The organism is Streptomyces sp. 6N223 (assembly GCF_052246635.1).
Taxonomy (GTDB): domain Bacteria; phylum Actinomycetota; class Actinomycetes; order Streptomycetales; family Streptomycetaceae; genus Streptomyces.
Genome location: NZ_JBQQCA010000012.1, coordinates 69,206 through 81,921, shown reverse-complemented (window position 1 = coordinate 81,921; position 12,716 = coordinate 69,206). Strand labels below are relative to the sequence as shown.

Annotated in this window: 13 protein-coding genes; 8 read left to right on the top strand and 5 right to left on the bottom strand. The window is 72.0% G+C overall.

Annotated features, from left to right (window positions below; translation table 11 throughout):
* Positions 1–65 precede the first annotated feature (65 nt).
* A complete protein-coding gene (locus ACTWQH_RS10560; protein WP_443286166.1) occupies positions 66–950 on the top strand; it encodes a phosphatidylinositol-specific phospholipase C/glycerophosphodiester phosphodiesterase family protein in 885 nt (294 codons plus the stop codon).
* Between the two features lie 97 nt (positions 951–1,047).
* Complete coding sequence (locus ACTWQH_RS10555) at positions 1,048–2,451, top strand: glycoside hydrolase family 6 protein (RefSeq protein WP_443286165.1); 1,404 nt, start codon at positions 1,048–1,050, stop codon at positions 2,449–2,451.
* Between the two features lie 149 nt (positions 2,452–2,600).
* Here the strand turns inward: ACTWQH_RS10555 and ACTWQH_RS10550 are convergent, their stop codons facing one another.
* On the bottom strand, positions 2,601–3,839 hold the full coding sequence (locus tag ACTWQH_RS10550) for a beta-ketoacyl-[acyl-carrier-protein] synthase family protein (protein ID WP_443286164.1): 1,239 nt from the start codon (positions 3,837–3,839) through the stop codon (positions 2,601–2,603).
* Positions 3,836–4,024 (bottom strand): acyl carrier protein, encoded by a 189-nt coding sequence (locus ACTWQH_RS10545; RefSeq protein WP_443286163.1) that lies wholly within the window; start codon positions 4,022–4,024, stop codon positions 3,836–3,838. The genes ACTWQH_RS10550 and ACTWQH_RS10545 overlap by 4 nt, the downstream gene beginning before the upstream one ends.
* 337 nt (positions 4,025–4,361) lie before the next feature.
* Between ACTWQH_RS10545 and ACTWQH_RS10540 the strand changes: the two genes are divergently transcribed.
* From ACTWQH_RS10540 to ACTWQH_RS10525, 4 genes are all read left to right on the top strand, one after another.
* Positions 4,362–5,159, top strand: a complete 798-nt coding sequence (locus ACTWQH_RS10540; RefSeq protein ID WP_443286162.1) for a VOC family protein — start codon at positions 4,362–4,364, stop codon at positions 5,157–5,159.
* 91 nt (positions 5,160–5,250) lie between these two features.
* A complete protein-coding gene (locus tag ACTWQH_RS10535) occupies positions 5,251–6,558 on the top strand; it encodes an MFS transporter (RefSeq protein WP_443286161.1) in 1,308 nt (435 codons plus the stop codon).
* Between the two features lie 21 nt (positions 6,559–6,579).
* Positions 6,580–7,434, top strand: a complete 855-nt coding sequence (locus tag ACTWQH_RS10530) for a fumarylacetoacetate hydrolase family protein (protein WP_443286160.1) — start codon at positions 6,580–6,582, stop codon at positions 7,432–7,434.
* Positions 7,435–7,558: 124 nt separating this feature from the next.
* Entirely contained in the window at positions 7,559–7,807 is a 249-nt protein-coding gene (locus ACTWQH_RS10525) for a hypothetical protein (protein ID WP_443286159.1), read from the top strand.
* A gap of 39 nt (positions 7,808–7,846) precedes the next feature.
* On the opposite strand, the gene ACTWQH_RS10520 is transcribed toward ACTWQH_RS10525, so the two are convergent.
* Together ACTWQH_RS10520 and ACTWQH_RS10515 are read right to left on the bottom strand one after the other, a co-directional pair.
* The gene (locus ACTWQH_RS10520) at positions 7,847–8,569 is read right to left on the bottom strand and encodes a class I SAM-dependent DNA methyltransferase (protein ID WP_443286158.1); all 723 of its coding nucleotides are present in this window, start codon (positions 8,567–8,569) and stop codon (positions 7,847–7,849) included.
* A gap of 70 nt (positions 8,570–8,639) precedes the next feature.
* Positions 8,640–9,428, bottom strand: coding sequence for a class I SAM-dependent methyltransferase (locus ACTWQH_RS10515; protein WP_443286157.1), 789 nt, complete (start codon positions 9,426–9,428; stop codon positions 8,640–8,642).
* Between the two features lie 108 nt (positions 9,429–9,536).
* On the opposite strand from ACTWQH_RS10515, the gene ACTWQH_RS10510 reads away from it, so the two are divergent.
* Positions 9,537–9,995: an Lrp/AsnC family transcriptional regulator gene (locus ACTWQH_RS10510; protein WP_443286156.1), complete on the top strand. Its 459-nt coding sequence runs from the start codon at positions 9,537–9,539 to the stop codon at positions 9,993–9,995.
* Positions 9,996–10,197: 202 nt separating this feature from the next.
* Positions 10,198–11,754 carry an arylsulfotransferase family protein gene (locus tag ACTWQH_RS10505; protein WP_443286155.1) on the top strand — a complete coding sequence of 519 codons (1,557 nt, stop codon included), beginning with the start codon at positions 10,198–10,200 and terminating at the stop codon, positions 11,752–11,754.
* Between the two features lie 37 nt (positions 11,755–11,791).
* Here the strand turns inward: ACTWQH_RS10505 and ACTWQH_RS10500 are convergent, their stop codons facing one another.
* A complete protein-coding gene (locus tag ACTWQH_RS10500; RefSeq protein ID WP_443286154.1) occupies positions 11,792–12,259 on the bottom strand; it encodes a hypothetical protein in 468 nt (155 codons plus the stop codon).
* Between the last annotated feature and the right edge of the window lie 457 nt (positions 12,260–12,716).

Sequence of the window (12,716 nt, the reverse complement as noted above, 5' to 3'; positions counted from 1 at the left end):
CCACTTGTTCAATCCTCCCGGCATACTCGCTGCGATCCCCGCTCGCAGCATCCCCAGGAGGACCCGTGGCAACTCTCACCCGCCGCCACGCCGTCGCGGCGCTCACCGGGCTCGCCGCCTCGGCCGCCGCGGTCGGCGTCGCGCCCGCCGCCCACGCCGCCGGCCAGGGGCGCGGCCGGGGCCCTGCCCCGCTCCCCCGCGCGCACGCCCACAACGACTACGAGCACGACCGCCCGCTCCTGGACGCGCTCTCGCACGGCTTCACCAGCGTGGAGGCCGACATCTGGCTGGTGGACGGCGAGTTGCTGGTCGCCCACGACGCGGTGGACCTCGACCCCTCCCGCACGCTGCGTTCGCTCTATCTCGACCCGCTGCTGGAGCGGGTGATCGCGGGCCGCGGCTCGGTCTACCGGGGCTACGACGTCTCCCTCCAGCTCCTGATCGACATCAAGAACACCGGCGAGGCGACGTACCTCGAACTCGCGCGCCAACTGCGGCGTTACCGCGCCCTCTTCAGCTCGGCCACGGACGACGGCCGCGTCCGCACCCGCGCGGTGACCGCCGTCATCTCCGGCGACCGGGCCGCCCGCGTGCCGATGGAGGCCGAGTGGCTGCGGTACGCCTTCTACGACGGCCGCCTGGAGGACCTGGCCGCCGACGAGCCCGCGCCCGCCTCCTTCATCCCGCTCATCAGCAGCAACTGGACCTCCTCCTTCACCTGGCAGGGCGTGGGTCCGTTCCCGCCCGCCGAGCGCGAGCTGCTGCACCGGATCGTCGGCACCGCGCACTCCCGGGGCCAGCGCGTCCGCTTCTGGGCCACGCCCGACACGCCGGGCGCGGCGCGCGACGCGGTGTGGCGCGAGCTGCTCGCCGCCGACGTGGACCACGTCAACACCGATGACCTGGCAGGGCTCGAGGCGTTCCTGCGGGCGGAGGACACCATCGGCTGAGGGCGTTCACGTCGCGGCTCCTCGGTGCTACGTTCCGGCATGGGAGCGCTCCCAACGCCCAACGCCGCCAGCACGCACGCCCGTCACGAGGAGCCCCATGACCCCCTCACCGAGACCCCGCGCACTCGGCGCCCGCGCACTCGGCGCCCGCGCACTCGGCGCCCTCGCCTCGGCCACCGCGTTCACGGCCGCGCTCGCCGCCGCGCTCTTCTGCGGCAGCGCGGCGGCCGGGCCGCCCGAGCAGCCCGAGGCGCCCGAGGCCGCCGCGCGCGCCGACAACCCGTACGAGGGCGCGACCGTCTACGTCAACCCCGAATGGTCCGCCAACGCCGCCGCCGTGCCCGGCGGCTCGGCCGTCGCCGACGAGCCCACCGCCGTATGGCTGGACTCCGTCGCCGCCGTCCGTGGCGGCGGCCAGACCCTGGGCCTGGCCGGCCATCTCGACCAGGCGCTGGCCCAGGGCGCCGACCTGGTGCAGCTCGTGCTCCACGACCTGCCGGGCCGCTCCTGCGGCCGTGACGCCTGGCTCGGCGAGCTGGGCCCGGACGAGATCGACCGCTACCGCGCCGAGTTCATCGACCCCATCGTCGAGACCCTGAGCGACCCGGCCTACGCCGGGCTGCGGGTCGTGACCCTCGTCGAGCCCGACTCGCTCCAGAGCCTCGTCCTGCACGCCGGGGGCCGCCCCTCCGCCACCGCGCTGTGCGAGGAGATGAAGGCCAACGGCAACTACCTCCGCGGCATCGGCCACGCCCTGGACCGGCTCGGCGAGCTCCCGAACGTCTACCCCTACCTCGACGCCGGGCGCCACGGCCAGCTCGGCTGGGACGACAACGCCCTCCCGGCCACGGAGTTGCTCCTCGACGCGGCGACGACGGGCGGGGCGACCCCGGCGGACGTGCACGGCTTCGTCGTCAACACCGCCGACTACGGGGTGCTGCGGGAAGAGTTCCTCAGCATCACCGACACGGTCGCCGGCGTCTCCGTCCGCCAGTCCAAGTGGGTGGACTGGAACAACTACGTCGACGAACTGCCGTACACCGAGGAGATCCGGCAGCGCTTGATCTCCCTCGGCTTCGACGACGGCATCGGCATGGTGATCGACACCTCGCGGAACGGCTGGGGCGGGCCGGACCGCCCGACGGGGCCGGTGACCGGGACGTACGACCTCGACACGTACGTGGACGGCAGCCGCATCGACCGGCGCCGGCTCGTGACCGACTGGTGCAACCAGGAGGGCGCGGGCCTCGGCGCGCGGCCGGTGGCCTCCCCGGAGCCGGGCATCGACGCCTACGCCTGGATCAAGCCGCCGGGCGAGTCGGACGGCACGGCCGAGGACCTGCCGTCCGACGAGGGCGTGGGGGCGCCGGACGGCGAGTGCGCCGAGTACGACCCGATGAGCGGCGGCCCGACCGGCGCGATGCAGGGCGGCGGGCCGCTCGGCACCTGGTTCCCCGAGCACTTCGCCCGCCTGCTGGCCAACGCGCATCCGCCGCTCTGAGCGGCGGGTGCGCCCAGGACCGGCCCGGCGCAGCGGGCTCCGCCCCGCGGGGCCCCGCTGCGCCGGGTCTCCGGGGCCGAAACCCTCGGCCCCGGCCGCACGGGGCGCCGCCGCCGGATCGTTTCGCCGCCGCCACGCGCGCCCGCGCGCTACCGGGTCAGCACCAGCGCCGCGTTGTGCCCGCCGAAGCCCAGTGAGGTCTTCACCGCGGCCGTCATCCGCGTCGGCCGGGCCCGCTTGGCCTGGAGCGTGACGCGGATCTCCGGGTCCAGCGCGTCCAGGTTGGCGGTGGGCGGCACCACCTGGTCGCGCAGCGCGAGCACCGTCAACGCCGTCTCGATGGCGCCGGCCGCGCCGAGGGTGTGGCCGGTGACCGCCTTGGTCGACGCGACCAACGGGCCCGTGCCGAGCACCCGGTGGAGGGCGGCGGCCTCGATGGCGTCGTTGGCGACGGTGCCGGTGCCGTGGGCGTTGACGTGCCCGATGTCCTCCGGCGCCACACCCGCCTCGGCCGCGTCGGCCAACGCCGTGCGCAGCGCCTGCTCCAGGCCCGCGCCCTCCGGGTGCGGGACGGCCGGGCTGTGGGCGTCGTTGGCCGAGCCGTAGCCGCAGACGCGGGCCAGCACCCGCGCGCCGCGCGCCCGCGCGTGGCCGGGGTGTTCGAGGACGAGGACGCCCGCGCCCTCCCCCATCACCATGCCGTCGCGGTCGGCGCCGAACGGGCGGCAGGCGGCGGCGGGATCGTGGCGGTGGGTGGAGACGGTCCCGGCGCGGATGGCCGAGGCGATGAGGGTGCGCGAGTGCATCGACTCGGCGCCGCCCGCGATGGCGATGTCGCACAGCCCGGCCCGCAGCAGCAGGCGGGCGTGGCCGATGGCCGAGGTGCCCGAGGCGCAGGAGGCGGCCATGCCCATGCTCGGGCCGCGCGCGCCGGTGTCGAGACTGACGCTGGCGGCGGCGTGGTTGAGCAGGCTGAGCGGCGTGACCATCGGGGAGACGCGGCGGTCACCCTTGGCGCGCATCATCGCCGTCGCGTCGTCGTAGACGTCGAGTCCGCCGTGGGCGCTGCCGATGACGACGGCGACGCGGGTGGCGTTCCAGTCCTCGGTGCTGATGCCCGCCTGGTCGAGGGCCTCGCGGGCCGCGATGACGGCGAGTTGGGCGAAACGTTCCATCGTGCGCGCGGCCGAACGTCCGAGCAGCGCGTCGGCGTCGAGGCGGCCCGGCGGGACGGAGTAGCCGAAGTCGTAGGCGAGACCGGCGAGTTGGGGGATGGGGCCGACGTTGCCCGGCACCCCCTGGAGCACGCGCTCCCAGGTCTCGGCGGCGGTGACCCCGGCGGCGGTGACCAACCCGATCCCCGTGACGGCGGCGGTGAACGCGCTCATTCGGGACTCACCCGCTGGTGGATCAGGCGGACCAGGTCGCTGACGGTGTTGCGGGGAGTCATGGGGGCGTCGGTGAGGTCGATGTCGAAACGTTCCTCCGCGAGAAAGCGCAGCTCTTCCAGGGCGAGCGAGTCCAGCCGCAGCTCCTCGAGCGACGCGTGCGGGGCGAGCGCGTTTCCGGGCACTCCGAGCTCCTTGGTGAGCAGTGTTCCGACCATTTCGTGGGTCGATCTCATCGCAGTTTCATCTCCACGTGCGAACACGACGATGTTCTACGCAAGGTGACCACATGAGCACCATAAGTGACAAGCACTGCCGGGAGTTGGCCTTCCTGTGGCGCGGCGAGCGTCGGCGCTCATGTGACTTGCCGATGACTCGCCGATCGTCAAAGAAAAGAATTGACCAAATGTTCGATTTCCCGGGGTGCGGGACGTGGCCGATGTGACTAGCGTGACGTGACGCGGGTCACGTACATATGTACGAACCAAAGTAGTAAGAACTACCTCAAGGAGGACACCCGCCATGCCCGAGATCCCCGAGGGCGCGCCCTGCTGGGCGGACGCCATGCTCCCGAACCTGGAAGCCGGAAAGCAGTTCTACGGCGAGCTGCTGGGCTGGACCTTCGACGAAGGCGCCAAAGAGTACGGCGGCTACACGCAGGCGTTCTCCGACGGCAAGAACGTCGCCGCGCTCATGCCGCAGATGCCGGAGCAGGAGGGCATGCCCGCCGCATGGTCGGTCTACTTCTCCACCAGCGACATCCAGGCGACGGCCGCCCGCATCCGGGACAACGGCGGGCAGCTTCTGACGGATCCCATGCAGGTGGGCGAGTTCGGCAGCATGCTGATGGCCACGGACCCCAGCGGCGTGGTGTTCGGCGCCTGGCAGCCCGGCACCCACAAGGGCTTCGAGAAGAAGGAGGAGCCCGGCTCCGTCGCCTGGGTGGAGATCGGCACCAACGACGTCGCCGCGGTGGACGCGTTCTACCCGGCCGTCTTTCCCACCATCACGCCCAAGCGGATGCTCGACGAGCACATGGACTACGCGATCTGGAAGATCGGCGACGCCATGGTGGCCGGGCGCTTCGCGCTCGGGCCCGGCATGCCGGGCCCCAAGGCCCCGCACGTCGCGATCTGCTTCGCCGTCGACGACTGCGACGACGCCGCCACCACCGTCACCAAGCTCGGCGGCCAGGTCACGGACGGCCCGATGGACAGCCCCTACGGCCGGATCGCGAGCGTCGTGGACCAGCAGGGGGCCGCCTTCACCGTGCTCGACCCCTCCCGGACCGTCGGCGAGATGCCGCAAGTCGAGGACTGACACGAGGGCTTACACGAGGGCTTACACGAGGACTGACACGAGGACGGAAAAGCGCGAGCCGCCTTGACCGGGGCGCGGATAGCCTGCGCCGGTGACCGGACTTGGCAGGGATTTCAACAGGCTGTGGGGAGCCGCCGCCGTCTCCAACCTCGCGGACGGACTCCTCGCGGCCGCCGCGCCGCTGCTCGTCGCCTCCGTCACGGACGACCCGGTCCTGGTCGGCCTGGCCGTCTTCGTCCAGCAGCTCCCGTGGCTGCTCCTCTCCCTCGTCAGCGGCGTCCTCGTCGACCGCCTCGACCGGCGCCGGCTGATCGTCGTCGTGAACGCCGTCCGCGCGGCGTTGATCGGCGGGCTGGCGCTGGCGGTGCTGGCGGGGGAGGGCGAGCCGGCGGTGGTGCTGCCCGCCGTGTACGCGGCCGGGTTCCTGCTGGGCACGTGCGAGACGCTGGCCGACACGGCCTGGAACTCTCTGGTCCCGTCCGTCGTCGCCTCCGAGGACCTGCCGCGCGCCAACGCCCGCATGCAGGGCGTCTACTTCGTCATCAACCGCTTCGCCGCGCCCCCGCTGGGCGCGGCCCTCTTCGTCGGGGCGGCGGCGCTGCCGTTCGGCGTCAACGCGGCGACGTACGCGCTGACGGCGTTCCTGATGGCGGCGCTGCGGCGTACACCGGGGCCTGCTTCCGCTCCCGGGCCCGCGCCCGCTCCCGCGCACGCCGGCACTCCGCAGCGCCGCTCCGTCCGATCCGACATAGCCGAGGGCGTGCGCTGGCTGTGGCACCACCCGGCGCTTCGCATGCTCACCCTCACGCTCTGCCTCATGAACATCACCCTCATGTCCGCCATCTCCATCCTCGTCCTCTACGGGCGGGAGCGGCTGGGCCTGGGCGCGCTCGGCTACGGCGCCTTCCTGACCGCGATCGCGGTGGGCGGGCTGGCGGGCGCGGTGTGCGCGCCGCGCCTGCAAGGGTGGTTCGGCGCCCCGGTGCTGCTGCGCGTCGGCCTCGTGATCGAGACGCTCACGCATGTCGGGCTGGGCCTGGCCACCACGGCGTGGGTGGCCGGAGCGGTGTTCGTCGCGTTCGGGATTCACGGCGGCGTATGGGGTGGAGTGGAGCGCACGCTGCGGCAGCGGGTGGTCCCGGACGAGCTGCGGGGGCGGGTCGAGAGCGTCTTCATGTTCTTCGCGATGGGCGGCTCGGCGCTGGGCTCGCTGCTCGGCGGGCCGATCGCGGCCTGGCTCGGGGTGACCGGCCCGTTCTGGGTCTCGGCGGCGGTGATGGCGGCGTTGACCTTCGTGGCGTGGCGGCCCTTCGGCCGTGCGGTGGCCGCTCCTCCAGCACCGGTGGCGCCATCCGCGCGCGGTCAGGGCACACTAGACCCCGCCCACGACCACACATGAACAAACGAGGAGCCACACCCCATGCGTCTGATGCGCGTCGGCCAGCCTGGCCAGGAACGCCCCGTACTCGCCTCCTCCGACGGCACCCGCCACTACGACCTGCGCCCGGTCACCGCCGACATCGACGGCGCCTTCCTCGCCGCCCTCGCCGATAACCCCGGCCTGCTGGCGGACGCGACGACGCTGTCCGAGACCAGCGTCGAGGGCGAACGCATCGGCCCGCCGGTCGCGCGCCCCTCCGCCGTGCTGTGCATCGGCCAGAACTACGCCGCCCACGCCGCCGAGTCCGGTGCCGAGCCGCCCGAGCAGCCCATCCTCTTCTACAAGTCCCCCAACACGGTCGTGGGCCCGTACGACGATGTGCTCATCCCTCGCGGCTCGAAGAAGACCGACTGGGAGGTCGAACTGGCCGTCGTCATCGGCCGCCGTGCCCGCTACACGGCGTCGCGCGAGGAGGCGCTGACGCACGTCGCGGGCTACACGATCAGCAACGACGTCTCCGAGCGCACCTATCAGCTGGACGACTCGGGCGGGCAGTGGTCGAAGGGGAAGAGCTGCGAGACGTTCAACCCGATGGGGCCGGTGCTGGTAACGGCCGACGAGGTGGGTGACCCGCAGGCGCTGACCCTGCGCTCGTGGGTCAACGGCGAGCCCCGGCAGGACTCGACGACGGCCGACATGATCTTCGGCGTGGCGGAGCTGGTGCACCACCTGTCGCAGTACCTGGTGCTGGAGCCGGGCGACGTGATCAACACCGGTACGCCGCAGGGCGTGGCGCTGTCGGGCCGCTTCCCCTATCTGGCGCCGGAGGATGTGGTGGAGCTGGAGATCACGAGCATCGGCCGCCAGCGCTCGGTGATGCGCCCCGCGCCGTGAAAGTCGGTCTCCACTCTTTCTTCACTCGATCGAGTGGCACTACGTCGCCCGCTGCCCGTTTTGGAGGTGATTCGGGCGATGTAAGACGCCAGTTGATGTCAGTGTGCCCCGATAGTCTGAATGCGTGACTCAGCCCACCGCGTCTCCGGAATCACCTCACGTGATCCGCGTTCGCTACGACGGCGGCCCCCGGCACGGCCGCACCGTCGACCTCCTCATCACCGGCCAGGCTGTGCTCCCCCTGATCCTGGCCGCCCGCGAGGAGGACCGAGACCTCGGTCTCTACGAGCTCCGCTCCACGGACGGCGGCGGCACGCGCTACGCCTGGATCGACGACATCCCCGACATCCCCGACGTTCCGCCGGGCCCGTGACCTACCGGGGTCGCGGGCCCAAGGCCCGGCACCCCGGCATCACCCTTCCTCCAGGTGCCTTCGCACGGCCGCGTTCCACTCCTCCACCCGGCCGTCCGAGTCCCGCACCTTGCGGGCCAGGAAGGTGGCGCTCGGTCTCTTGCCCTCTGCCGCGGGCTCCAGCGCCAGGCGGGCGGTGATGACGAGCCCGGCCCGCTCCAGCAGCTCGGCTGTGCGGTCGGCCGGCAGCAGATAGGACTCGTACGACACCGGGTGGCCGCCGTACGCCGTGGCCGGGCGGTAGCGCTCGTTGTCGCCGACGTGGGTGCCGAGCATCAGGCACGCGCCGGGGGCGAGGGTGCGGTGGAACTCGGCGAAGACGACGGGCAGCCACTCGGGGGGTGTGTGGTGGGTGGAGAAGAACGCCAGGATGCCACCGAGTTCGGCGGTCGGGATGTCGAGGGTGGTCATCGAGCCCACGCGGAACCGCATCTCGGGGTGGGTTTGGCGCGCCAGCTCGATCATCTTCGGTGACAGGTCTATGCCGAACGATGGCAGGCCGAGCCCTGCCAGGTGCGCCGTCACGTGGCCGGGACCGCATCCCAGGTCCGCGACCGGACCCGATCCCCTCACGAGGTCGGCGAACGCGGACAGCATCGCCCGCGCCACGGGATCGATCTCGGCCAGCGTGAAGCGCCTCGCGTACTCGGCGGCCACCGTGTCGTACGACTCCCGTACGGCGGCGAGGGAGGAGGGCTGCTTCGTCGGGGTGCTGCTGCTCATGCGGCCGACTGTAGGAGCCAGCACTGACAGCGGCGGGGCGTTCGGCGGTGGAGGGCCGTTCGCCTGAGGCCTACCGCTCCAGGACGACCGTCCGCATCCCGCCGCTGCCCGGGCCGGTGCGGTCGTGGATGACGCGCAGACCGGCGTTGCGGCACTGCTCCAGCACCCAGGCGTGGGAGAGGCGCAGCTTGCGGTAGCTGCTGGTGTGGAGGGTCCAGTCGGCGCCGGGGCCGGTGCGGGTGTGGACGAGGTCGTGGACGACGACCGTGTAGTCGGCGTAGTCGTCGGGGTATTCGAGGAAGCAGGTCATGATCCGGTCCTCGGTTGCGCGGACCGGGAGGAAGCGGGCGGTGCCGGTGAGGGGGACGGCCAGGTCGCGGTAGGAGAGGACGGCCCTGCCGCCGGGGGCGAGGGCGTCGGCGATGTCGCGGAGCAGGGCGGCGACATCGCCGCGGGTGGGGAGGTGGGTGAGGGTGTCGCCGAGGCAGACGACGGCCGCGGCGGAGCCCGGGCGGACGTACTGCGGCAGGGCGTTGCGGAGGTCGGCGCGCAGCGGCTGGACGGCGGGGGCGCCGGCGGCGTTGGTGGCGAGCTCGTCCAGGAGCGGCTGGCTCAGGTCGACGGCGTAGACGGGGGCGTAGCCGAGCCCGGCAAGGGCGAGGCTGGTGTGGCCGGGGCCGCAGCCGAGGTCGACGGCGAGGAGGCCGGCCGGGCCGTGCTCCAGGCCGAGTTGGGAGAGGAACGCCCGCTCGGCGGCGGCGAGCGCGGGGACGTCGCCGCCGAGCATCCACGTGTAGTGCTCGGCGAGCAGCCGATCGTAGTGGTCAACGGCGGTGGTGACGGTGACGGCTGTCGCCATGGGTGGGGGCGTCCTCTCGATCGGGATGTACTCGGAAATCTAGAGGGAGATACGCCGCAGTGGAGGCGGGCCCGAACCATATTCGGAAGGGCGTGCAGAATGGCGGCCATGGACGACATTGATGCGGCGATCATCGGGCATCTCCAGCGCGATGCACGGCTGACCAACCGCGAGCTGGCCCGCCTGGTCGGCATCGCGCCCTCCACCTGCCTGGAGCGGGTGCGGGCGCTGCGCTCGCGCGGCGTGATCAGCGGCTATCACGCGGCCGTGGAGCCGCGCGCGGTGGGGCGTTCGCTCCAGGCGCTGGTCTTCGTGCAGATGCGGCCGCTGAGCCGGGAGGTGATCACGGGCTTCGAGGCGTACCTGGTGGGGCTGCCGGATGTGGTGTCGGTGTTCGTGGTGTCGGGCGACGACGACATCGTGGTGCACGTGGCCGTGCCGGACATCGAACGGCTGCACGCGTTCCTGATGGACCGCCTGGCGGCGCGGCGGGAGGTGGTGACCTTCCGGTCGTCGGTGATCTACCGGCAGACGGCGAACCGGGTGCTGGCGCCGCTGGAGGGGTGATCCTCGCGATCCCCGGGGGCTGCGAGCTGCCCGCCCCCGGGCTCGCTGCGGGCATACAAGGCGTTGCATTGGGTAATATACTTGTCACTGTGTGTATCTTCGCCCGCACCTCGTTCGACGAGGAGGAGTCCCCGTGCCCCGGAATCCAGGTCCGAATCCGGGCCGTCGCCATCGCACCCGGTCGGCCGCCCGAGCCGTCATCATGCTGGCCACGGTGGTGTTCGCCGTGCCGTTCGCCGGGTCCACCGCCGAGGCCGTGGCCGTGGAGCGGCCGGCCGAGGCAGGCGGGGATGAGGGCCTCGTATCCCGGCCCGACATCGCCGCCGAGGTGCCCCCCGAGCTGACCACGACCACGACCGGGCGGGAGGACCCCGGCCTGCTGTTCGCCTCACCGGGCACCGGCCCCGACTCCATGACCAATGCCATGTACGACAACGGCGGCGACCTCGTCTGGTGGGGATCGGGGAGGAATCTCACCGAGATGACCTATCAGGGCGAGACGGTCCTCTGCCTGTACCGGGACGACGGTGAGGGAGGCCACGAGTACGTCCTGCTGGACTCGTCGTATACCGAGATCGCCGCGTTCGGCGTGTCCGGTTACTCCACCGACACGCACGACATCGCGTTCAGCCGGGACGGCTCGCGGGTCATGATGCTGGGCGACCACGCCGTCGCCTCCGACCTGAGCGAGTACGGCGGGCCGGCCGACGCGCTGGTGCTGGACGTCATCGTGCAGGAGCAGGACATCACGACCGGCGAGGTCACCTTCGAGTGGAGCGCGCTGGACCACATTCCGCTCGACGAGACGCATTGGCCGCTGACGCTGGGATTGGCGGACTACGTGCACGCCAACTCGCTGGAGTACGACACCGACGGGGACCTGCTGATGAGCGCGCGCAACACCAGCACCGTCTACAAGATCGACCTCGACAGCGGCGACATCGTCTGGCGCTTCGGAGGCGAGAACAGCGACTTCACCTTCGCCGACGACGCCGACATGCCCGCCAACCAGCACGACGCGCGGCGGCGGTCCGACGGGAGCCTGTCGGTGTTCGACAACGGCGAGGAGAGCCGGAATTTCTCGCGCGGCGCGATCTACGACCTCGACGAGGAGACGATGACGGCGGAGTTGGTGACGGATCTGCGGACGGAGGAGGGCGTGTACTCGTCCGTCACGGGCTCCAATCGGAAGGTGGCCAACGGCAACCAGTTGGTGTCCTACGGCGCGAGCGGGCAGATCGTGGAGTTCGCCGGCACGGAACCGGTGTTCACCGCCAGCTTCCCGGAAGACGTCTACACCTACCGCGCCGAACGGGCCGTGAACTGGCGCGGCACCCCGGCCGCCCCGCCCGACGTGGCCTGGAGGGATGCCGACGCCGACGCCGACAGCGACAGCGACGCCGACGCCGACACCGACGCCGACACCGACGCCGACGGGACCCGCGAGCTGTACATGAGCTGGAACGGCGCCACGGAGGTCGACAGCTGGCGCATCGAGGTCGGCGGCGAGGTGGTGGATACGGTGGCGAAGACCGGCTTCGAGACCGTCGCCGAGGTGACCCCACCGGAGGGAGCGGGTGAGGAAGCAGGCGCTGAGGACGCCTGGCGGATCAGCGCGCTGGACAACGCCGGGAACGTGCTCGGATCGCGCACCCTCCCCCTCACAGAGCGGCTGAATCCGACGCTCGCGGAGGAGTCCCTGCTGGCCGCCCCCTGTCCCGCCTGCATGTCTCGGCGTGGCGTTGGGGGGTGGGTGTAGGGGCCGGGCCGACGGTCGCCGGCCCGGCCCTCGGGGGTCAGAACTCGAACGGCCCCGGGTCCTGCGCCGAGGTCGCGGTGCAGGAGATGTCGAGACCCATCACCTGGGCCTCCAGGGTGTCCGCCTCCAGGACGTCGCCCGCCGCGACCGTGCCGGTCAGCGGGCCGGTCGTCACCGGGTCCCCGGCTGCCATCGCCGGGTTGTCGCTGCCGGTGAAGGTCACCGACTCGCCGTCCGCGTTCGTCAGCGTGAGCGTCGAGTCGACCGTGCCGGCGTCGACGGAGATGGGTGCGGTGACGGCCGAGGTCGAGACGGTGATGGTCGCCGACGTGCCGTCCTGGGTCGCTTCGAGGGTCGCCTCGCCAGAGCCGAAGATGCCGCAGTCGGCAGAGACCGTCGCGGTCGTCGGCTCGACGGCGGTGGCGGCCGGCGCGAGGGCGAACGCGCCCGCGGCCAACGCCGCCGTGGTGGTCACCAACCCGATCCCGAGCTTGGTGCGTCGCATGGAAACTACCTTTCGGTGTGGGGGAGTTACCTGTGACTCGTGCTTTGTGCCTTGTGGCGTGCGCAGTCCTGCGGTCGTGCCGCGCTCCGCGCCGACGCACGGTCCGGCGCACGGGAGGTTCAGGGCGTGGCAGAGCTCCACCACGCCCGGGGTGGTGCGGTGTTGGGGGGACTCCTCCGTGTGCGCTGCGCGCGCGATGCGGTGCCACCGGCGGCCGGAGAGCGTACGGGGCCGCGGCCTGCTCCCGTACCGGCCTCCGCCGACACGACCGACGAACTGAACTGTCCTTGCGGTCCGCGATGTTCATTGACGCGCGTGGGATCGCAGAACGCAAGGGGTGCTTCCAAGATTTTTACGCGCGAGTAGGGTTGGCCGGAGTGCCAGCAGGGCGTACGCCGCCGCCATGGCGGGCGCGGAGTCCAGCAGCGACGGGCCGACGACCGAGGCCCCGAAGCGG